A 21,438-nucleotide genomic window follows, 5' to 3' on the forward strand; every position below is an offset into this window, starting at 1 on the left:
TAGTAAATGTTGATAAAACGCAACTTTCTATGCATTACCCTATAACCAAAGGCGTTTAAAACATTAATTTTTGTATAACTACAGCGATAACTAATAAAGAAACATTTAACTTAGTCTAAAAAGAGCCAATAAAAAAGCACCTCAAAGGTGCTTTTTAGTTTCTAATCAGCGTCACTGCATTAGAAGGAATATAACAAGGTCATATTGGTTTCTGTATCTGTACTTTTCTTATTATCCAACGGCTCGCTGTTGTAACGCACAATAATGGCAAACTTCATTGCTAATGCGCCGATAATATTCGCCGTTAACGAAGTTTCAGAACGGGCATCGAGCTTATCACCGTAATCGGCAACGAAACGTTGTTGGAATTTAGAGCTGTCAGTGATTTCGGTTTCAAAGTTGATCACACCGTGAGCAACGACGCTGTCATTGGTGTCATGGCCTTCGATAAGTGCTTGTTCTGTATCAAGACGCTGATAGATATAACCTGGACCGACTTCGACATCTAAAAAGGTCTTACTAGTATCATAGAATCTATAACCATAACCCGCTGCGCCAGATAGCGTGTAATCATAACCTGTGAACGGATCAACTTCATAATTACCATTAGCAAACAAGTAGCTACGATCTGTCATCTTGTAGTTACCTTGTGCGCCCGCTAAATAGCGTTTCGCGGTAACAGAACCTGTATCCTCTTTATATAAACCTTCGAGTAAGTACTGATTCTCCCAATCGCCAAGCTCATGCTTAAGATTTAAACGTCCTTTGAATGATGAGGTTTCAGTGTTACCTGTGGTTAAGGTTGCACCAAGTTCAGCTTCACCTGCGAATGTCTCATCGCCTTTTACAAAATCGGCCCCAGCTGTCGCCATAAAAGGTGCAGTCATTAATAGTGCTGCGGTCAGTACTTTCTTCATGTTTATCCGTTCCTGTTCCGTTAAATCCAATCCCTATAAATATCTGTTCGTCCCAGCGATGCTGAATAAGCACATATTAATAAGGGTTAGTATTTTCCCCTGAAAATCTGCGCGATATTAACATTTACGATTAAAAAATGAAAATTGCAGCTATTTTAAGTATAAAAAAACCCGCTTTAGCGGGTTTTTATCTCAGCGATAACGCTTACATATTGATCTTAGGATCTAACGCGCCAGACTGATACGCTTTATACATTGCTTGTAAAGACAATGGCTTAATCTTAGATGCTTGACCTGCACAGCCGAAAGCTTCATAGCGAACCGTACAGATATCGGCCATGGCTTCCATTGATGCTTTCAGGAATTTACGTGGATCAAATTCACTTGGGTGTTCAGCTAAGAATTTACGAACGGCACCCGTTGATGCTAAACGTAAGTCGGTATCAATGTTGACTTTACGTACACCGTGTTTGATACCTTCTACGATTTCTTCTAATGGTACGCCGTAGGTTTCTGGGATCTGACCACCATATTGATTGATGATCTTTAGCCACTCTTGTGGCACAGAAGATGAACCGTGCATCACTAAGTGAGTATTAGGAATACGCGCATGAATTTCTTTGATGCGGTCGATACGCAGTACATCGCCCGTCGGTTTACGACTGAACTTATATGCACCATGGCTAGTACCGATAGCAATCGCGAGTGCATCAACATGGGTATCGGCAACGAAACGCGCCGCTTCTTCAGGGCTAGTCAACATTTGATCGTGACTTAAAATACCTGATGCACCAACACCATCTTCTTCGCCAGCTTGGCCAGTTTCTAAGCTGCCTAAACAGCCGATTTCACCTTCAACTGACACACCACACGCATGGGCAAATGCCACTGTACGACGGGTAACATCAACGTTGTACTCGTACGATGCAGGCGTTTTGCCGTCAGCCATCAAAGAGCCGTCCATCATGACTGATGACATGCCTAATTGGATAGAACGCTGACAAATATCAGGATCGGTACCGTGGTCTTGGTGAATACACACTGGAATATCTGGGTACTGCTCAAGAGCCGCTGCCATCAAATATTTTAAGAACTGTGGGCGAGCGTATTTACGCGCGCCAGCAGAAGCTTGCACTATCACTGGGCTGTCTGTTGCTTCAGCGGCCTGCATGATGGCACGCATCTGTTCTAAGTTGTTAACGTTAAACGCAGGCACACCGTATCCATGTTCTGCTGCGTGATCAAGTAGTTGTCGTAGGGAAATTAACGCCATTTTTTAACTCCAATAATAGGGTGATATCTATCACCGAGGTCGCTATCGTTTGGATGGATTTTTATACCCGCATTCAACTCTGTACCTTAATTAAACAACTTAAATTAAGTACCTTAGATGAATACGGGCGGTTTTTTTATAATTTTTTACTTTTTATCAAAGCTTTGATGTTATCAGAGCTTATCGCAGCGTCTTATGCGCCGCGTTTTTAAAACTTAATGATTAAGCGCCGCGCTTTTCTAACATAGCCACAGCCGGTAATTCTTTACCTTCGAGAAACTCGAGGAAAGCACCGCCGCCAGTCGAAATGTAAGACACTTTATCGGCAATACCGTACTTATCAACCGCAGCCAAAGTGTCACCACCGCCTGCGATAGAGAACGCTTTTGAATCAGCAATCGCTTGGGCGATACGCTTAGTACCTTCACCGAATTGGTCGAATTCGAACACGCCCACAGGGCCGTTCCACACGATAGTGCCAGCAGATTCGATGATTTTAGCCAGTGCTTCAGCGCTATCTGGACCAATATCGAAAATCATTTCGCCATCAGCGACTTCGCTAACCGATTTTAACGTTGCCGCTGCTGTTGGGCTAAACTCGCCCGCAACGACCACATCGGTCGGCACAGGAATATCGGCGCCACGGCTCTTAGCATTAGCCACTAAACGCTTAGCTTCGTCGATCAAATCCGCTTCATACAGCGATTTACCGACATTGTAGCCCGCCGCCGCAATGAAAGTATTGGCAATACCGCCGCCAACCACTAACTGATCGACTATGCCTGAAAGACTTTCTAGCACGGTCAGCTTAGTCGACACTTTAGAGCCACCGACAATAGCCACCATTGGACGCGCAGGGTTATCTAACGCTTTACCTAAGGCATCTAATTCTTGCGCCAGTAATGGACCGGCACAGGCGATTGGGGCAAACATGCCCACGCCATGGGTCGATGCTTGGGCACGATGTGCAGTACCGAAGGCGTCCATCACATAGACATCACACAGCGCCGCCATTTTTTTCGATAAGGCTTCGTTGTTCTTGCCTTCACCCACGTTGAAACGCACGTTTTCGAACACAACCACTTCACCCACGGCAACGTCAACGCCATCTAAATAGTCGGTCGCTAAACGCACAGGAGAAGACAGGGCTTTTGCCAAATAATCGACCACAGGTTGCAGAGAATATTCAGCATTGTATTCGCCTTCGGTCGGACGACCTAAATGCGACATCACCATCACAGCCGCACCTTTTTCAAGGGCCAACTCGATAGTCGGTAGAGAGGCGCGCAGACGTGCATCACTGGTGACGACGCCATTGCTGACAGGGACATTGAGATCTTCGCGGATAAGCACGCGCTTACCTTGTAGATCCAGATCTGACATATTGATAATTGCCATGGTAACGCTTCCTTTTATAATCAAAAAACAAACTGTTTCACACATAGCCGGTATGAATTGACTGCCGCTCGGCGCTCGACATCCCGTCGAATTGACATAAATTCAGTGACCCACAAGTGAATAATCTACTTTTATCAGCCTCGCTTGGCCGCAATCATCGCCAAACTCGTATCTAACATACGATTGGCAAAACCCCACTCGTTATCGCACCACAGGAGTAACTTCACCAACTGACCGGCGCTCACGCGGGTCTGGGTACCATCGACAATACTGGAGCGCGGATCATGGTTGAAATCACATGAGACTAAGGGCTCATCAGTATAGCCTAAGATGCCATTAAATCGCCCATTGGCGGCTGATTCCAGCACCTGATTGACTGTGGCAATATCGACGGTTTTTTCTAAGGTCACGGACAAATCGATGGCGGTCACGTTGATGGTGGGCACGCGCACCGAAATCGCTTCAAACTTATTTTTCATGTGTGGCAAGATCCGCTCAATACCGCGGGCAAGCTTAGTGTCGACAGGAATAATCGATTGGCCAGCAGCGCGGGTACGACGCAAATCATCATGATAAGCATCAATCACTTGCTGATCATTCATCGCCGAATGGATAGTGGTAATGGCACCGCTTTTAACTCCGAAGTGGCGATCGAGCACATCGATCACAGGCACGATACAGTTTGTGGTGCAAGAAGCGTTGGACACCACAGTATGTTCGGCGCGGAGTAAATCGTGGTTTACACCATAGACAATCGTGCCATCGACATCGGCTGAGGATGGATGACTTATCAGCACTTGTTTAGCGCCGGCGTGAATATGGGCTTCGCAGCTTTGACGATCGACTAATACGCCTGTGGCTTCATAGACAATATCTATGTCCATCTCGTGCCAAGGGAGTTTTGCCGGATCGGGCTCGTGGAGAATTTTTATCGCATCGTCGCCAATCAGCATGTGATCATCGACGAGTTTCACTTTGTGCGCAAACCGACCGTGAGTGGTGTCGTACTGGGTCAGATGAATAATGGCTTCAGGTTTAGCTAATTCATTAATCGCGACAATCTGCATTTGCTGCCGTTTTCCAGACTCGTACAAAGCACGAAGAATAGAGCGGCCGATACGGCCATAACCATTGATAGCGACTCGGATCATTGAGGTCTCAATTTCCTCTTAATACAAAAACGGCCTGCAAACGATTGCAGGCCGCATTATACAGATTAACACTTAAAAAGTTTAACCTTTTGTATTGAATCTAATCCCTTGAGCGATTAGCCCAATGATTTTGCAGCATTCAGCACATTTTCAACGGTGAAACCGAAGTGATTCAATAGCACGTTACCCGGCGCAGACTCACCAAATGTGGTCATGCCCACAACTGTGCCTTCAAACCCGACGTACTTGTACCAGAAATCGGTATGCGCCGCTTCAATAGCCACACGTTTAGTCACTGCACGTGGTAATACAGATTCTTTATACGCGGCATCTTGCTTATCGAACTCAGTCGTCGATGGCATAGAAACTACGCGAACGTGTTTACCTTGCTCAGTCAGTGCAGCGGCTGCATCCATTGCCAATTGTACTTCGCTACCAGTTGCGATCAGGATCAGTTCTGGTGTACCCGCACAGTCTTGCAGTACATAAGCACCTTTAGCCACATTAGCTAATTGCTCAGCGGTACGCGCTTGCGCTTTCAGGTTTTGACGGCTGAAGATCAGTGACGTAGGTGCATTACGGCGCTCAATCGCCGCTTTCCAAGAAACAGCCGTTTCTGCCGCATCACATGGACGCCATACGGCCATATTTGGCGTCATACGCAGGTTAGCTAATTGCTCAACTGGCTGATGCGTTGGGCCATCTTCACCTTGACCGATAGAGTCATGGGTATAAACGAAGATGTTTTGAATGCCCATCAGCGCCGACATACGAACTGCGTTACGAGCATATTCCATGAACATCATGAAAGTTGCGCCGTAATTGATGAAACCACCATGCAGCGAAGCACCGTTCATAATGCCGCTCATGCCGAATTCACGCACGCCGTAGTAAATGTAGTTACCAGCTGGATCGTCTTGAATACCTTTAGAACCTGACCACAGTGTCAAGTTAGAACCCGCTAAGTCAGCAGAGCCGCCTAACAGTTCAGGCAACATAGCGCCAAATGCACCGATAGCATTTTGTGAGGCTTTACGGCTCGCAATGCCTTCGGCTTTGTCCTGTGATGCTTGTACGAATGCCTGCGCTTTTTCTTCGAAATCAGCCGGTAATTCACCTTTCAGAACGCGACGCTCATATTCAGCAGCCAGTTCTGGGTGAGCAGCGCGATATGCTGCAAACTTCTCGTTCCACGCTGCTTCACGGGCCGCACCGGCTTCTTTGGCATCCCAACCGGCATAAACGTCAGCAGGGATTTCAAATGGTGCATGTGGCCAGCCAAGGAATTCACGGGCGGCTGCGATTTCTGCATCGCCTAGTGGCGCGCCGTGACAATCGTGGCTGCCAGATTTGTTGGGTGAACCAAAACCGATAATGGTTTTGCAGCAAATCATGGTTGGTTTATCGGTAACGGCTTTAGCCGCTTCGATAGCAGCACGGATTGCCGCGCTATCGTGACCGTCAACACCGGCAATCACATGCCAGCCGTAAGCTTCAAAACGTTTTGGCGTATCATCGGTGAACCAGCCTTCAACATGGCCATCGATAGAAATACCGTTGTCATCCCAAAATGCGACCAGTTTACCTAAACCTAAAGTACCGGCTAATGAACAGGCTTCGTGGGAAATGCCTTCCATCAAACAGCCATCGCCGAGGAAGCAGTAAGTGTAGTGATCAACGATATCGTGACCATCACGGTTAAACTGTGCCGCTAAGGTTTTCTCAGCAATCGCCATACCGACAGCGTTGCTGATGCCCGCACCGAGTGGACCCGTTGTGGTTTCAACACCTGGGGTGTAACCGTATTCTGGGTGACCCGGGGTTTTAGAATGCAATTGACGGAACTGTTTTAGCTCTTCAATTGGTAATTCATAACCAGTCAGGTGAAGTAAAGAGTAAATCAGCATTGAACCGTGACCGTTAGAGAGGATAAAACGATCTCTATCTACCCATTTCGGATTGTTCGGGTTGTGCTTAAGGAAATCATTCCACAGCACTTCAGCAATATCTGCCATACCCATTGGGGCGCCGGGATGGCCTGAATTTGCTTTTTGAACTGCATCCATACTTAACGCACGGATTGCGTTTGCGAGTACTTTACGGGAAGACATGCTCTCTCCTGCTTGTTTGTGGGGTCTAGCGGGCAATTTGGATGCATATTTTCCCCTACATGCCAGTGTGACGCAAACTAAAATTACCATTCACTCAGCAAAAGATGGGCGAATATGTACCCAAACAACCTGAAGATGCAGGATTCAGGTCGCTTGGGTATACAAGTCGCAGAAACAAGCCAGTCACTTTGCTGGCGTTTACTTGAGAGGGCATAGCAAGGATCACTTGTAATGGAGAAATAAATTTCTCAAAAACATAGTAAACTTAATGCTATGAAATATAAGTAAAATAACCTATTTATGACAGAGCGTAGTCGTTTTCAGGTCACAATCTGAGAGGATTTTTTATTATCGGGGGTGATCGGCAATCGGATTTAAACTAAAATAGCCGTCTAGATGTAGATGCTTCTACACGTTTGAATGCTAACGACGAGATTTTCCTACTATGGCAAAGCACTTGTTTACTTCTGAGTCGGTATCAGAAGGTCATCCCGATAAGATTGCAGATCAGATTTCTGATGCTGTGCTAGATGCAATTCTGGCTCAAGATCCAAAAGCACGCGTAGCGTGTGAAACTTATGTCAAAACCGGCATGGTATTAGTGGGTGGTGAAGTCACTACCTCTGCCTGGGTTGATATTGAAGAAATCACCCGTAAAACGGTGCGTGAAATTGGTTATACCCATTCAGATATGGGGTTTGATGCAGACTCGTGCGCAGTATTAAACGCCATTGGTAAGCAATCACCCGACATCAATCAAGGTGTAGACCGCGCAGACCCTGCAGAGCAAGGTGCTGGCGATCAAGGGTTAATGTTTGGCTATGCCAACAACGAAACCGACATTCTGATGCCTGCACCTATCACCTATGCCCACGCATTAGTGAAACGTCAGTCTGAAGTGCGTAAAAATGGCACGCTACCTTGGTTACGCCCAGATGCGAAAAGCCAAGTCACTTTTGCCTATGATGATGGCAAAATTATCGGTATCGATGCAGTTGTGTTATCGACTCAGCACAGAGATGACGTTTCACAAGCCGACTTAATTGAAGGCGTGATGGAAACCATTATCAAGCCAGTATTACCGGCTCAATGGTTAAACAAAGATACTAAGTTCTTTATCAACCCAACTGGCCGTTTTGTTATCGGTGGTCCAGTAGGCGATTGCGGCTTAACGGGTCGTAAGATCATCGTTGACACCTACGGCGGCATGGCCCGTCATGGTGGTGGCGCATTCTCTGGTAAAGATCCATCAAAAGTGGATCGTAGCGCGGCATATGCTGCCCGTTATGTGGCAAAAAACATAGTTGCAGCAGGTCTTGCTGATCGCTGTGAAATCCAAGTGTCTTACGCAATTGGTGTGGCAGAGCCGACCTCTATCAGCATCGAGACCTTCGGTACCGGTAAAGTATCTGAAGAAGTGCTGATCAAGTTAGTACGTCAACACTTTGAACTGCGCCCATACGGTTTAACGGCCATGCTAGATTTAGCACGTCCAATTTATCAAGCGACCGCCGCTTATGGCCACTTTGGTCGCAGCGAATTCCCATGGGAAGCGACTGATAAAGCCGAAATATTACGTGCTGACGCGGGTCTATAGTCTTAATTCATTTCAATTTTTACACTTAAGACCCATAAAAAACCGCTACCCAGCGGTTTTTTTATGTCTGACATTTAGTTAGATTAATAGTGCTAAGACAAATATGGCAAGATAAAAAGCAGCATATACACAGACCATTAGAGTGCACTGATCCCATGACCGATAACGCCATCTTATTACAGCAACTTCAATCTTGTGCATGGGCAGCCAACGTAGGTCTGCCAGAGGAAACAGCAAAGACATACGGTACATTAGAGGAGATCGCCGCTTTTCTTGAATCCGATCCTGAAGCCTTTTTTGAAACACCTTACGAAATCCACTATGAAAGCCTGTGTGTAACTGATCATGACTTGGCAAATTCGTTAAAAACAAAGGCAGTAGTAAATGATGTGCATGCTTGGATTTCTGACAGCGAAGTCGATGAAATTTCTAAGTCAGCTTACCTCTCCACTTGGAAAATTATTCCCGTTGCAGAAATATGCGCGCTGACATCCGATGACGCTAATACGCTCGCAACACTGCTACTAGCTGACGTTAAACTTTCAGCCTTTACGAGTGAACGCCTATTTTGGTATCTCTGTGGAAGAATACCCTTTGGTTATATTGGTACTTACCCAAACGGGCAATGGCTGATACTTTAGACTTATACGCTAGCACCTTTAATGTTTCTGACTTCATCTAGGATCTATTGAGCTTTCGAGAATGATTTTTAGAGAGCATGCCAAGATTGATACTAACCAATGCACGCAGGGAAACGCTATTTCATTTAATGAACAGCACAGGCCATGTTTATGATAAACCTGAACATAGACAAACATTCGAAGGCATTCTTTACCGCCTTCTAGCAGGCCCCCCTTAGCAAGATTGACCCAAAGAGTTGGGCCATTGGAGTACGGTTTTTAGAGGGTTTCATTTATGGTCTAAAAAGACATTCAGGCCTATTTACTCAAAGCTTTAGTGAAAATGGCCGACACGGAATGGGTCTTTATTGATGGCTCGATAGTGCGGACTCTCCAGCACAGTGCAGGTGCACTGAGTAATGAGTAATGAGTAATGAGTAATGAGTAATGAGTAATGAGTAATGAGTAATGAGTAATGAGTAATGAGTAATGAGTAATGAGTAATGAGTAATGAGTAATGAGAGTTACCCTATTGTTTAATTGATAGTGGATACCTTTATCAAACGGGTAACTCTCAGTTTTATCTATCGCCCATGAATATCAAATAATGGCTAATGCACAGGGTATTCGTTTAGAAACGTACATTCATACCAACCCAGAAGTTACGGGCCTTATCTTTGTTATTAAAATCATCAACGTAAGATGCTGTGTATCCGTTTTGGCCATTATCGTCAGAGACACAAGTCGTGCTAGTGTCACTACATTCGGTGAAGACAATATCGTATGAAGTAAAATCTTTATCAAACAAGTTATTTACTCGCATGTTGAAGGTGACAAACTCACTCGCCTGATAAGAACCACCAAGATGGAACACGTTATAACCCTTATAGTAAAGTGCAGCATCATTAATGATATCCCAAGAGCGATAACGTTTAGCACGGTATTCTGAGGTCAAGAATACGTTAAATGAGTCGGTCAACTCCCATTTTAATGTCGCGTTTGCCATATGCTTGGCACTGTTGCCGAGTGGACGGCCTTGCTCTGCACCGCTTTTCTGCTCGCTATCTGTGTAGGTATAATTAGCATTTAACGTTAAGGCATCTAGAATTTCCCAACGTCCCGCGAGCTCAGCTCCTTGAATAGTAACTTTATCTATGTTGACTGTTTTGCTACTGACTGCATAACCTAAATCAGCATATTCACCCGCATCGGAACATTCTATGCTCGTACCTTTACCACAGGGTTGTGAAGCAATCTTATCGTCAAAGTCATTTTTAAAGATAGTGACGTTAAAATTATGGCCATCTGGATGAGACCAATACAGGGCGACTTCGCTGGACACACTGGTTTCAGCTTCGAGATCTGGGTTACCAAATTGCGGTGAGGTTCCTTGGCCACCAAAGCCAACGACACCATCATACAATTGTGTGGTTTTAGGTGTTTTAAAACCTGTGCTCACCCCACCCTTTACAGTCCACTCATTATTAATGGTGTAAACGCCGTATAGACGTGGGCTGAGTTGATTGCCAAATATTTCATGATCATCATGACGTAAACCCGCAGTAACAGATAAATCAGAAGTCATGCTCCATGTATCTTCAGCAAAAACAGACCACATATTATGTTCTTGTACTGCGCCCGGCGTACCTTCTTCCATACCAAATACACCGTCTTTCAACTCACCACGAATCACCTGCGCACCCGTCACTGCGACATGATTTCCTGCAGCTTCAAATGGAATATCGAGTTTCATATCAAGCGTATATTGATTACTTGCCATTTCGCGTTTAGGTCTAGGCAGGAAAGTGGATTCAGCAATCGCTTTACGTTCGGCTTCAGTCATGCCGGTGTAATCCCCTTTACCATCAATCATCTGCAGTAGTAATACTCGCTCAGCAGTGGTAAATGGCAGTGTGCGGCCATTATTTTGTGTGTCTACATAGGATAGTGACACAAAGCTTGTACCAAAATCCCAAGCACCTTCATGGGTTAATGCCCAAGCATCACGGGTAAATTTTTGAGTCTCGCTGTAACCCGCTCGCGGATTTGAGCGTCTTGCCCATTCACCACCGCTGGCTAGACAAGCAGCCTCACGGGAACCTACGCCGCCTTTACAGAAGTTACTGGCAATCCAGAGACTATCGATATTATCAACAGTACCAAGCGGATACTCGCGTTCACCGTTATCATTGATCAGTGGCGTATTATCATAATCTTGAGATGAGGAATCTAAATCAAACCAAATTTTGTGATGTTCATTTAGCGTCCAACTTAAACTCCCACCTAACATATGATTTTCGTTATCGACGGTTTTACCGCCACCACCAAAACCGAGTGAACGAGTGCGTACTTCTCCATTGGGATAATCTACTGGTGCGTACTCTGGTGTAGACCCCATTCGATCATAGATACTGCCATGAATCGATAACCCAAGAACGCCTTTAATGAGGGGACCCATCACGCTGAAATCGGTAGTGATATCTTCACCATAGGCATCATTGGTTTGATGAGTTCGGCTGTGAGTGATAGAGCCAGACCATTCGTCGCCCACTTTTTTAGTGATGATGTTCACCACACCACCTAGAGCATCTGCACCGTATAACGTTGATGCTGGCCCACGAATAACTTCAATTCGATCAATAGCATCAAGTGGTGGTACATGACCAAATTGATTGCCACCAAAACTGTTTGGATAAATATCGCCATGGTTATTCTGACGCTTACCATCGACAAGGATTAAGGTATAGTCAGATCCCATACCGCGTAGACTGATGGTACCTTGCCCTGTTTTATCACGGGTTTCACCAATATCAACCCCTTCCAAGTCACGCACTGCATCTAGGAGAGTGGTATAAGGTTTTATCATCAAATCTTCTTGGGTGATAACAGAAATACTGGCAGGTGCATCAACCAATTTCTGTTCATATCCAGAGGCAGTAACAACCATAACTTCCATTTTTCTGTCGGGAGCCTCTTCGGCTTGGACAAAATTACCCGCAAATACAGCGGTAATGGCAACTGCCAAGCAAGTTTGACGAAATAACATAAACCTCTCCTGTTTAGTAAACTTAGTTTACAAATGCAACCCATAAATGATTTCGCGAATGATAATGATTAACATTAGTGAGATCAATCAAAAGTTGAATACAACAGAAATAACATTTACGTTTATAAAGTAGTCACATTCCAGAAAGAGTTTTTGACATGAACTTTGAAGTTATGAGTGAAGAAAATACCACGATTGTGGATGCGCTGGTAGACGGCGTTCGGCAATATAATGCTGGGCTCTTAGGACCCGAGAAATCAGTACCTTTGGCTGTCATTGCACGTGATGAAGCTGGCAAGTTGATTGGTGGTGTGGGTGGCCGGACTATCTATAAAAACTTCTTAATCAATGTCGTCTGGGTTGATGACCAAACCAGAGGCACAGGGCTTGGGCGTAAACTGATGGCACTTGCAGAAGCAGAGGCGAAACAACGCGGTTGCTTGGTAGCTCAAGTGGATACCTTATCGATTCAAGCCCCAGTATTCTATGAGAAACAAGGTTTTGAGATCATAGGCACAGTCACCACGACACCTGAGCGCTACTTTATGGTGAAAAAGTATTGATAATTGGTAAAAGTACTATTGATAAAAATGCACAAATAATATCAATGACTATAAACAGACGAATAAAATAGATTTACTCTATAAAAAAGGAAATTAAATGAAGTTATTTCTTTCCACAATAATATCTTTTCTTATGTTTGGCTGCATGTCTTATACTTCATCGATACCAGAAGGGTATACAGGAGAGCTTGCTACAATTGATGATAGTTTTCAAAGACTAAGTCGAAGTAAAGCAAGTTTTTATTATATAAAGCTAATCGATGGAGAACCTATCCATAATAGCTTAACAGCATCTTCAGCGGCTTCTAATGGAAAAGGCTCGCAATTGATTGCAATGGGCGCATCAAGGTCGATTCCAATCAAACCCATAAACTTATATCTCATCGGCCAAGTCCATCACTCCGCTCCAATCGGATATATTTTTAGCTCAACCTCAAACTATATCATTGAGGGAGAAGTTAATTTTACACCGAAGAAAAACGAAAAATATCTTATTAATGGGAGTTTAAGTGAAGATTACTCTGCGGTATGGATAGAGGATATTAACGGAAATGTTGTATCAAAAGTTATTGAGAAAAGAGGCCTATCTCATGTTTCAATAATTGACTCAGGTCTTCAACCCAAAAAGATAGAACTTTCAAAAAAAGAATTATTCCTCAAATTGGCTAGCGGAGAAAGTGAAAACTTGGTTGTTTCAAAACTAGGCAAGCCGGACAAGATTACCAAATATGGTGGAAATTTCCTGATAGAAAAACCACCTAGCGTAACCTATCAGTATGAAGGCCTTGGAAGTATCCAGTTCAGTGCACAAAAGTCAGCAGCTCTCTTTATCGAACGAGTGACCCCAAACATTGAATGGTCAGATGATATATCATCAATAAAAATGCAGTTAAACAGCACAGGAGCAACATTACAGAGTTTAGCCAAAGGCTATTATCAACAAGATCATATCAAAATAGAGGTGCTAGATTTATTTGCTGAAAAAATCTGGACTGAGAAAAAGAATGAAGATCCCTACGTGATCGATGCTGTTTCTTGGCTTTGTAAAGTGTTAGCCAAAAGCAATAACTCACGCTACAGGTCAATATTACAAAACATTGCAACTGAGGCAAACGAAAATAAACTACGAAAACATGCCAAAAATAGCTTAGACCTATTACCAGTCACGGATGTTGATCAATTCATTCCAACGGAAAATAAATTTTACTGAAAATGAATTAAAACGTGTTTGTGCCTAGTGTTAACTAGGCTTTTATATTAAAAATTGTAAATACTAAACCTTATTTTAGTACAATCTCACTTCAATTTTATATTGAGTTAATTGGCAGTGATTCTATGTAGTTTAATTATGTCGTCAGCAAACATAGACTTACCACAGACTTCTTTGGGGGGAATGTTAAAAGTAGCAATCCAAGACAAGCTGCTGAAAACCTGTTCACCTTTAGTGGCGACCTGAAGGTCAAGTATGAATTTAGCAATGATCGAAATGGGCATTTTGCATGCAGAGTAGACCGATCTGCTCTTGGGATAAAATAGCGCATTCTAACGCGCTTTTGGAGTTTACACGGCTAAGTTCCTTATCGGTCAGTCGCGTAATCACCGTCGAATAGGCATTGATTCGGCCACAATCGAGCCAAATATCTCCCACTTGTACCCAATAATGTTGCAATGCCCCTAAGTCAGATAAAAACTCGACTTCAAATCCCCTCGCCTCATACTCATGGTGAGCGCATTCAGATAAGACTAACCTCAAGCTGTCCCAAGCCGATAAATTGACCTTGGCATAAGTCGTTAATAATGACTCAACAAATTGCACACGCATGTATTTATCTCCGTTATTGATATTAGTAGAGATTTAACCCTTAATTCTTATTGTTGAACAACTAAGCTTGGGTCTTTGCCGCCATTAAATAATAATCCCTTGCCGAAACGGTGAAAAAATCCACAACCTGCATGTGCGCTTTACCCGAGTGAGCGGCAAAAGAACGTTCATTATCTTCAGCAATAAAGGTCAACATATAGCTAAAATGCGGAGCAACTTGGCGACGAATTTCACGGACTAATGCCTCGAAAATCCCTTGCCCACGGTAGGCTTGCTGCACCCATATCGGCCCGTATTGGCAAGAATTGACCTTAGTTAATTTAGGTCCATCCCAATCGAGTTGCCCCAAACGATTCAACAAAGTGCGGTAAATGGGCCAATGTTCGAAAAAAACCCAACGGCCTGCAATCACGTAACCGACGATCTGCTGCTCAACCTGCGCCACTACAATCCAATGGTGCTGCACTAATTCGCTCAATTCACTGTGGGAAAAAGCTTGCCCTTGTAACCCCATACTGGCGGAAGCTAATTCATCATTAAGATGTTTTTTCTCTAGCATCGCTAATAAATCAACATCTTGAGGTAAGGCTAGTCTAATTTTCACAGTGTTCTCACAGCATTATTTCGGCTTTGGGCCCAATTTCAGCCCGCCAGTATACTCGGTTGGGTTAATAGGCACAGCAAGAACAAGGCAATATTTAGGGCTTTGATTTGCTAAATATCCTTTTATTTCCCAAACTTAATGGATATTTAGCCATAGTTAGGCGTTTGTATGTTGCCAGAAACCATTAATCCCAACTTGAGTTTACTTGATACCGATAATCAACAAGTCAATCTCACACGCTGGATGCACCAATGTGAGCTCATCAAAAGCTATTACAACGCCAACACGGTTTTCATATTCCAAAAAATCAGTGCAGGGTTTGAAATCATCGTCAGTTCAATCACTGAAACACCGCAATTTACCGCAGGCACTTTATATCCCCCAGCACTCGAACTCTTCAAACAGATACAAAACAGCCAACCTGATGGTTTATATCAAAACCTCGGCAGCTTTATGTTAGAGGATTTACCAAGGGATTTTGATGGTATTCAGCATATTCTCTCACGTCCTATCGCTTGGCCGGATGGTAGCCAATTTGGTGCCCTGTGTGTACTCAACCCACATATGGCAGACCCGCTAGCCAATGCCGCTATGCTCGAACCGTTTCAGATATTGCTGCAACAGGAATTATCTCTGCTGTGTCAGAACCATAGAATTGAATCCCTTTCGATGCGCGACCAAGAAACCGGCATGCTCAATCATTATGGTTTTTTGATGATGGCGCCAAGACAGCTCAATTTAGGCCGCCGCTTTGGCGCCCATGCAGGTATCATCTTCTTTGAATTATTGAGCACGGATAACACTCCAATACCACTCGAAAATAATCACCACAGACTGTTAGGCAAGTTAATCCAAGATACGATAAGAACCGCTGACGTTGCCGCCCATTACAACTGCACCCAATTTGTGGTACTGGCCTTTGTCGATGGTGAACGAGATATTCAACATATTATGAAGCGGGTAGAAAAACAGTTAGAACAGCAAAACCACCAGCTTAAGCTCGATGCGAGTTACAGTTTCTTCACTCCAGAATCCAGCGCCAAACTTGCACCTATGATGGAACTCGCACGGGGTAAACTCGATTCAATGCGCCCACCTGTATCCCAAGCCGCAGACACGCCAGTAGAACCCGCCATTGACTCAAGCTTGTACGATAATCCCGCCGCAGATTCGGCAGAGCTTTGATTTAATGAAATTTAGACTTAATTAGACAGTACAAAATTACTTGGAATGCTCATCTTGGCGCTTCGCCCATTGGATAAACAGCACCACAGGATAGGGCGACATTAAGACCAACCCTAAACCAATCAGACTTGAGATCAATAACATGCCGCTTATCTCTAGACTCCATTGCGTCAACATATAAAACCCAAGTCCACAAACTAGCATCAATACACCTAACCAATGTAAAAACTTCAACAAATTCAGAGTACTTTTAAATGAGCCTGTCATATAAACCCCTTTAGATCTTACGAAAAACTTGTCACACTATGGCCATAATCATGGAAAAAGGAACCGCAACGATGTTAAAACAAACATTCATCTTAGGTGCATTACTCTTAGGCATCACCGCCTGCCAAAGTGCCGATATAGCTCCAAATGATACCATTCCATTAGAAGGCCGCTGGCACATTGAAATGGTCCAAGGCCAACCGACTATCGATTACAGCCCAGCGCAAATCACCTTTGAGGCCGAAGGTAAATTACACGGCAACAACAGCTGCAATAACTTTTTCGGTCAATATACTCAGCAAGGCGAAGAGCTTAAGCTATCTCCTGCCGGTAGCACAATGAAAGCCTGCGTGGATGCCCTAATGCAGCAAGAGCACAAAGTGATGCAAGCTATGCCATTAGTTACCAAAGCAAAATTAGTGCAAGGCCGACTTACCTTACTTAACAGCGACGACAAGCCAGTGTTAGTGTTAAGCCAAATGAAGTAACCATAAAACTTGTCAGCATAAAAAAACCGCCAATGGCGGTTTTTTAGTTAACGAACCAGCAATAAAAGATCCCTATGCTTTGACACTCTTAGCCGCTGCAATTTCGAGGGCAATATTCTGTTCGGCTATTACGGCGCTTTGATCTATGTCGGCATTATAATGCGCCATATCCAGCTCATCTTCAGACTTTGCAATGACAGTCGTCGCCACTAAGTCACCGGAGACGTTTACCACAGTACGCACCATATCTAAAATACGGTCAATTCCCGCAATCAATGCCACCCCTTCTAAGGGAAGCCCTACGGTTGTGAGCACTAAAGTCAACATCACTAAACCCGCACCGGGCACACCCGCAGTACCAATAGAGGCCAACGTCGCCGTTAAAATAATGGTGAGATAATCAACTAAAGTCAGGTCGATACCAAACGCCTGTGCCACAAACAGCACTGTGACCCCTTGGTATAATGCTGTGCCATCCATATTGATTGTGGTGCCTAGCGGTAATACGAAGCTAGAGATCTTCTTATGAACCCCCAAATTTTCACTCGCACACTTCATACTCACAGGGAGCGTGCCTGCAGAGCTCGACGTGGTAAACGCCACTAACATGGCATTGCTAATCCCTTTAAAAAACTGCAGCGGGCTTAACTTCGCAAATCCGCGCAGTAACAAACTATAGAATCCAAGCACATGAATAATACAGCCAAGATACACAGCAATAATAACTTTGATCAGTGGCCAGAGCATATCAATCCCATACTCCCCCGCTACCCAAGCCATTAGCCCAAATACACCGTAGGGTGCGAGCTTCATCACCATGTCGGCCATTTTATACATGGCCTCAGCTAAACTTTCGAACACTTTAATTGCAGGTTTTCCATGCTCGCCAATCAGCACTAAGGCGATACCTAAAACAATCGCAAATACTATAACTTGCAAAATTTGCCCGCTTGCTAAAGCCGCAATAGGGTTCGTCGGCACTATGTCGATCAAAGTATCGACTAAAGAAGGTATTTCTTTGGCAGTTTGAGCCGCGCCATCTGCCAATGACAAACCTAAACCAGCACCGGGTTGAAGAACATAACCGACAATTAAACCGATAGTGATCGCGATAGCCGTGGTAAAGAGATAAAACGCAAAAGATTTAAAACCAATACGCCCCATCTTGTTCGTATCTTGCATCGAAGTGACGCCCACAATCAGTGAGCAAAATACCAATGGCACAATCAGCATCTTAATGGAATTAACAAACAAGGTGCCTATCGGTTTTAAGTGAGTCGCTTGCTCGCCGAAGATGATGCCTACTAAAATACCTAGCACCATACCGATAACAATTTGCAGCCACAGCGGCACTGACATCCAGCGAGACCAAACACGGTCTAATGCTGACGACTTTTGTTTTGTCATATTGATAACCTTGAATTCGAAACTATGATGGGGCAAAGACCAAAACTAGCGCGCTAGTTTCTCAGTCTAAATGGGGCAATCGCCGAGTCTAGCAGAGGGGTTTTAATCGAGAGATGATCTGGGTCACGTTGAGCTAAACCGCCTTAAAATCAGTAATATTAACCAAACCAACTTTGTTAAATTGGCCGCCGAGATGTTAGTTTTTCTGCTTAAGCATCAAAATATTCTGTGACTTTTTTTGGTGCTATTTGCTGACGATAAAGCGACGCAGGCGGTTGCTCACGCTCAATCAAATAACTCCAATAATCGTCATCAAAACCACTGAAAATAAAGTCGGACTTACCGTTAGCTTTTAAGACCAACCACCACCAAACTAAACCCCATAAACCGAAGCTCAACAGCGTTAAAATAAAATGCAGACGATGATTTATCTGTTCATCAGCAGCAATATCATAGACGGGTAAAATTTTAAGTTTATAGCGGCGAGTAGACTTAATAAATCCCATCATTAACTCACTTAGTTCAGCGAAAGGACACTAAAGATAAGCCTAGAAGATAAGACTTTAGTCGTACAAATATCCACAGTAATAAATAATATCAGTGCCTAACCTGCCACTGCCAAACTCGTTATCCCTTGTCGTTCCATGATAAAGTGAACCACAAAATGTTGTTTACTAAACAAGAGCGGTATTGCCAAATAACCGCCTAGGAGTTGTAGTATGTTGATTCGTAAAGCTAAGGCTCAAGACCTAATCGCCTTAGTGCAGTTTAATCAGGCCATGGCCCAAGAAACCGAAGGCCTAGCCTTAGATGAAGCGACACTGACTCGAGGTGTGGGCACGCTACTTGAGAGCCCGCAAAAAGGGTTTTACCTGGTCGCTGAAATCGCAGGTGAGCTAGTCGGCTCACTCATGGTGACATTTGAATGGAGCGATTGGCGTGCGAAGGATTATTACTGGATCCAGAGTGTGTATATTCGCCCGAAAAATCGTCGCCAAGGCATCTATGCCAAACTCTACAGCGAAGTCAAACAACTGGCCGAAGCCAATGGTGGTGCCGCCAGCTTCCGTTTATATGTCGAGCAAGAAAATCTCGCCGCACAGCAGACCTATCAAGCGTTAGGGATGAAGCAGAGTTACTACTTAATGTACGAAGAAAAATAAGCGATTCAAATGTTATACGTAATAAAAAAGGATCGGGCCAATGGCCCGATCCTTTTCTTTTTACGACTCACGATTCACATTCAAACCGCGTTCCTACTAAGATTAAAACTTAACGAAAGAAGCCAAACAGAATAGCCGTCATTGCCAATAAACCCGCTATAACCACGAAGATATTGCTGATGCGACCACGGTGCGCTTTTAATGCTGGCACTTTGTATACAGCGTACATAGGCATCAAGTACAGGATAGCCGCGATAATTGGGCCACCTAAAGCTTCAATCATATTCAAAATACTTGGGTTTTTGATTGCCACGGCCCAAATCGTCACAAACATAAACACCAGAATAAATTTGTTGATTTTTTGCTCTGAAATGCCTTTTTTATTCGTGTCTAACTGCTTAACAATAATCCCCTTCATGCCTTCTGTCGCGCCCATGTAATGGCCAAAGAAAGAAGACACAATCGCGATAAAGGCGATTAATGGACCAAAGTAGCTCACAAAACCACTTGAATGCACGTTGGCGAGATAAGACAAAATCGGCAGATTCTGAGCTTTCGCTTCGGCCAATTGTGCTGGCGATAATGACAGCACACAAGAGAACACAAACAACATCACAAAGCCCACTAACATCATGGAAGTATTACGTAAAATAACATCAGCTTTGCGAGAAGCATTCGCGCCATGGTCACGTTTCAATGACACAGAAAACTGTGAAATCGCTGGAGAATGGTTAAAGGCAAACACTAAAACTGGAATCGTTAACCAAACTGTGCCTAAAAATGCACCCGCTTCTGGTACAACGAGTAAAGCATCCATTTTCCATTCAGGGATCAGGTAGATAGACATAAAGGCCAAAATACCCACCAGCGGATACACCAGAAGTTGTGTCACTTTGAGCATGAATTTCTCACCTGCGACCATTACAGCCATCATACCGAGGATCAATACACCCGATAGAATGAAGCGTGGTGGCGATGCCATGCCTAACTGATTGACGATAAAGCTATCAACAGTGTTGGTAATACCCACACCGTAAATTAATACAATCGGGTAGATAGCAAAGAAATACAGTACGGTAATGGCTTTACCCGCACCAACACCAAAATGCTCTTCAACTACTTGAGTAATGTCGCTACCAGGAATGCTTGATGAACAAACAAAACGAGATAAGCCACGGTGGGCAAGATAGGTCATAGGACCAATGATCACTGCCATTAACACAAGAGGCCAAAAGCCGCCCATGCCCGCATTGATAGGTAAAAATAAAATTCCAGCGCCAACGGCAGTGCCGAACAAACTCAACATCCAAGTCGTGTCTTGGCGAGTCCAAGGTAAGTGTTTCGTTGAATCTAGATTCTGTGTGCTTTGAGGTGTTCCAAGAACACTGGTCGCATCTTTTTGCATATAAAAGTTACCTTACGGTGTGACTAGCATAATAAATTCGCGCTAAGGATAACCAAAAAAAGCCCATAAAAGTTGATCTGACACGGCTTTATGTAAGGGAATTTCATAATAAACTGATATTGAGATCTAGATCGCTGATTTAATGTAATAAGTTTTCAATGCAGCATCAAAACATATACATAAAAAGCCACTTAAAAATACAAGATATTCACCTCAAGCCAAATCCAGTGACATTGCATAAGCGCCGAGAAAAACAGCTAACCGGACATGTGTCACAAAAATCAACAAAACAAGACGCGTCACAGCATACTCACGTCTAAGGTAGATCAAGATCACAGTCGTTAATGTTAAATTTTTACAAATCGCTATCAGTCGTAAACACGCATAAAAAACGGCTCATCCGGATTCAACTCCGAAGTGA

The 21,438-nt window shown here is 43.9% G+C and carries 19 protein-coding genes and 1 pseudogene; 8 read left to right on the forward strand and 12 right to left on the reverse strand.

Annotated elements, in window-relative coordinates:
- Positions 1-179: 179 nt before the first annotated feature.
- From L5M29_RS09220 to tkt, 5 genes are all read right to left on the reverse strand, one after another.
- Entirely contained in the window at positions 180-917 is a 738-nt protein-coding gene (locus L5M29_RS09220) for a YdiY family protein (RefSeq protein WP_263167475.1), read from the reverse strand.
- 205 nt (positions 918-1,122) lie between these two features.
- Positions 1,123-2,190 carry a class II fructose-bisphosphate aldolase gene (gene fba, locus L5M29_RS09225; protein ID WP_028761627.1) on the reverse strand — a complete coding sequence of 356 codons (1,068 nt, stop codon included), beginning with the start codon at positions 2,188-2,190 and terminating at the stop codon, positions 1,123-1,125.
- 222 nt (positions 2,191-2,412) lie between these two features.
- Complete coding sequence (locus L5M29_RS09230) at positions 2,413-3,588, reverse strand: phosphoglycerate kinase (protein ID WP_263167476.1); 1,176 nt, start codon at positions 3,586-3,588, stop codon at positions 2,413-2,415.
- Between the two features lie 134 nt (positions 3,589-3,722).
- The gene (gene epd, locus L5M29_RS09235) at positions 3,723-4,739 is read right to left on the reverse strand and encodes an erythrose-4-phosphate dehydrogenase (protein WP_105250098.1); all 1,017 of its coding nucleotides are present in this window, start codon (positions 4,737-4,739) and stop codon (positions 3,723-3,725) included.
- Between the two features lie 116 nt (positions 4,740-4,855).
- Complete coding sequence (tkt, locus tag L5M29_RS09240) at positions 4,856-6,850, reverse strand: transketolase (RefSeq protein ID WP_028761630.1); 1,995 nt, start codon at positions 6,848-6,850, stop codon at positions 4,856-4,858.
- Positions 6,851-7,295: 445 nt separating this feature from the next.
- On the opposite strand from tkt, the gene metK reads away from it, so the two are divergent.
- The 3 genes and pseudogenes from metK to L5M29_RS09255 form a co-directional block, all read left to right on the forward strand.
- Positions 7,296-8,447: a methionine adenosyltransferase gene (gene metK / locus L5M29_RS09245; RefSeq protein ID WP_113939808.1), complete on the forward strand. Its 1,152-nt coding sequence runs from the start codon at positions 7,296-7,298 to the stop codon at positions 8,445-8,447.
- A 155-nt stretch (positions 8,448-8,602) separates the two neighbouring features.
- Complete coding sequence (locus L5M29_RS09250) at positions 8,603-9,088, forward strand: hypothetical protein (RefSeq protein WP_219254527.1); 486 nt, start codon at positions 8,603-8,605, stop codon at positions 9,086-9,088.
- Between the two features lie 77 nt (positions 9,089-9,165).
- Positions 9,166-9,491: pseudogene (locus tag L5M29_RS09255) on the forward strand (transposase); the annotation flags it as partial.
- Positions 9,492-9,698: 207 nt separating this feature from the next.
- Here the strand turns inward: L5M29_RS09255 and L5M29_RS09260 are convergent.
- On the reverse strand, positions 9,699-12,113 hold the full coding sequence (locus L5M29_RS09260; RefSeq protein ID WP_212599759.1) for a TonB-dependent receptor domain-containing protein: 2,415 nt from the start codon (positions 12,111-12,113) through the stop codon (positions 9,699-9,701).
- Positions 12,114-12,271: 158 nt separating this feature from the next.
- Between L5M29_RS09260 and L5M29_RS09265 the strand changes: the two genes are divergently transcribed.
- Positions 12,272-12,676, forward strand: a complete 405-nt coding sequence (locus L5M29_RS09265; RefSeq protein ID WP_263167479.1) for a GNAT family N-acetyltransferase — start codon at positions 12,272-12,274, stop codon at positions 12,674-12,676.
- Positions 12,677-12,773: 97 nt separating this feature from the next.
- The gene (locus L5M29_RS09270; RefSeq protein WP_263145247.1) at positions 12,774-13,886 is read left to right on the forward strand and encodes a hypothetical protein; all 1,113 of its coding nucleotides are present in this window, start codon (positions 12,774-12,776) and stop codon (positions 13,884-13,886) included.
- Positions 13,887-14,147: 261 nt separating this feature from the next.
- Here the strand turns inward: L5M29_RS09270 and L5M29_RS09275 are convergent, their stop codons facing one another.
- Complete coding sequence (locus tag L5M29_RS09275; RefSeq protein WP_263163798.1) at positions 14,148-14,498, reverse strand: hypothetical protein; 351 nt, start codon at positions 14,496-14,498, stop codon at positions 14,148-14,150.
- A 61-nt stretch (positions 14,499-14,559) separates the two neighbouring features.
- The gene (locus L5M29_RS09280; RefSeq protein ID WP_263167482.1) at positions 14,560-15,102 is read right to left on the reverse strand and encodes a GNAT family N-acetyltransferase; all 543 of its coding nucleotides are present in this window, start codon (positions 15,100-15,102) and stop codon (positions 14,560-14,562) included.
- Positions 15,103-15,270: 168 nt separating this feature from the next.
- Here L5M29_RS09280 and L5M29_RS09285 point away from each other — a divergent pair, with 168 nt between their 5' ends.
- On the forward strand, positions 15,271-16,287 hold the full coding sequence (locus tag L5M29_RS09285; RefSeq protein WP_263167484.1) for a GGDEF domain-containing protein: 1,017 nt from the start codon (positions 15,271-15,273) through the stop codon (positions 16,285-16,287).
- A 36-nt stretch (positions 16,288-16,323) separates the two neighbouring features.
- Here L5M29_RS09285 and L5M29_RS09290 read toward each other — a convergent pair whose 3' ends face one another.
- Complete coding sequence (locus L5M29_RS09290) at positions 16,324-16,554, reverse strand: hypothetical protein (protein WP_028759411.1); 231 nt, start codon at positions 16,552-16,554, stop codon at positions 16,324-16,326.
- A gap of 71 nt (positions 16,555-16,625) precedes the next feature.
- Here L5M29_RS09290 and L5M29_RS09295 point away from each other — a divergent pair, with 71 nt between their 5' ends.
- Positions 16,626-17,042: an META domain-containing protein gene (locus tag L5M29_RS09295; RefSeq protein WP_113939802.1), complete on the forward strand. Its 417-nt coding sequence runs from the start codon at positions 16,626-16,628 to the stop codon at positions 17,040-17,042.
- 72 nt (positions 17,043-17,114) lie between these two features.
- Here L5M29_RS09295 and L5M29_RS09300 read toward each other — a convergent pair whose 3' ends face one another.
- Positions 17,115-18,449 (reverse strand): dicarboxylate/amino acid:cation symporter, encoded by a 1,335-nt coding sequence (locus tag L5M29_RS09300; RefSeq protein WP_263167486.1) that lies wholly within the window; start codon positions 18,447-18,449, stop codon positions 17,115-17,117.
- Positions 18,450-18,658: 209 nt separating this feature from the next.
- Complete coding sequence (locus L5M29_RS09305) at positions 18,659-18,955, reverse strand: hypothetical protein (protein ID WP_113939800.1); 297 nt, start codon at positions 18,953-18,955, stop codon at positions 18,659-18,661.
- Between the two features lie 213 nt (positions 18,956-19,168).
- On the opposite strand from L5M29_RS09305, the gene L5M29_RS09310 reads away from it, so the two are divergent.
- Complete coding sequence (locus L5M29_RS09310) at positions 19,169-19,612, forward strand: GNAT family N-acetyltransferase (protein ID WP_105250107.1); 444 nt, start codon at positions 19,169-19,171, stop codon at positions 19,610-19,612.
- Between the two features lie 109 nt (positions 19,613-19,721).
- On the opposite strand, the gene L5M29_RS09315 is transcribed toward L5M29_RS09310, so the two are convergent.
- Positions 19,722-21,017, reverse strand: coding sequence for an aromatic amino acid transport family protein (locus L5M29_RS09315; protein WP_028761640.1), 1,296 nt, complete (start codon positions 21,015-21,017; stop codon positions 19,722-19,724).
- Positions 21,018-21,438 lie beyond the last annotated feature (421 nt).

Source organism: Shewanella sp. SM95 (genome assembly GCF_025653595.1).
Lineage (GTDB): Bacteria > Pseudomonadota > Gammaproteobacteria > Enterobacterales > Shewanellaceae > Shewanella > Shewanella oncorhynchi.

Coding starts and splice junctions, on each gene's coding strand:
- epd (WP_105250098.1), bottom strand. CDS start 4,739: ATGATCCGAGTCGCTATCAATGGTTATGGCCGTATCGGCCGCTCTATT.
- L5M29_RS09300 (WP_263167486.1), bottom strand. CDS start 18,449: ATGACAAAACAAAAGTCGTCAGCATTAGACCGTGTTTGGTCTCGCTGG.
- metK (WP_113939808.1), top strand. CDS start 7,296: ATGGCAAAGCACTTGTTTACTTCTGAGTCGGTATCAGAAGGTCATCCC.
- L5M29_RS09285 (WP_263167484.1), top strand. CDS start 15,271: ATGTTGCCAGAAACCATTAATCCCAACTTGAGTTTACTTGATACCGAT.
- L5M29_RS09310 (WP_105250107.1), top strand. CDS start 19,169: ATGTTGATTCGTAAAGCTAAGGCTCAAGACCTAATCGCCTTAGTGCAG.
- L5M29_RS09295 (WP_113939802.1), top strand. CDS start 16,626: ATGTTAAAACAAACATTCATCTTAGGTGCATTACTCTTAGGCATCACC.
- L5M29_RS09265 (WP_263167479.1), top strand. CDS start 12,272: ATGAACTTTGAAGTTATGAGTGAAGAAAATACCACGATTGTGGATGCG.
- L5M29_RS09290 (WP_028759411.1), bottom strand. CDS start 16,554: ATGACAGGCTCATTTAAAAGTACTCTGAATTTGTTGAAGTTTTTACAT.
- L5M29_RS09220 (WP_263167475.1), bottom strand. CDS start 917: ATGAAGAAAGTACTGACCGCAGCACTATTAATGACTGCACCTTTTATG.
- L5M29_RS09230 (WP_263167476.1), bottom strand. CDS start 3,588: ATGGCAATTATCAATATGTCAGATCTGGATCTACAAGGTAAGCGCGTG.
- L5M29_RS09260 (WP_212599759.1), bottom strand. CDS start 12,113: ATGTTATTTCGTCAAACTTGCTTGGCAGTTGCCATTACCGCTGTATTT.
- tkt (WP_028761630.1), bottom strand. CDS start 6,850: ATGTCTTCCCGTAAAGTACTCGCAAACGCAATCCGTGCGTTAAGTATG.
- L5M29_RS09305 (WP_113939800.1), bottom strand. CDS start 18,955: ATGGGATTTATTAAGTCTACTCGCCGCTATAAACTTAAAATTTTACCC.
- L5M29_RS09315 (WP_028761640.1), bottom strand. CDS start 21,017: ATGCAAAAAGATGCGACCAGTGTTCTTGGAACACCTCAAAGCACACAG.
- L5M29_RS09275 (WP_263163798.1), bottom strand. CDS start 14,498: ATGCGTGTGCAATTTGTTGAGTCATTATTAACGACTTATGCCAAGGTC.
- L5M29_RS09250 (WP_219254527.1), top strand. CDS start 8,603: ATGACCGATAACGCCATCTTATTACAGCAACTTCAATCTTGTGCATGG.
- L5M29_RS09270 (WP_263145247.1), top strand. CDS start 12,774: ATGAAGTTATTTCTTTCCACAATAATATCTTTTCTTATGTTTGGCTGC.
- fba (WP_028761627.1), bottom strand. CDS start 2,190: ATGGCGTTAATTTCCCTACGACAACTACTTGATCACGCAGCAGAACAT.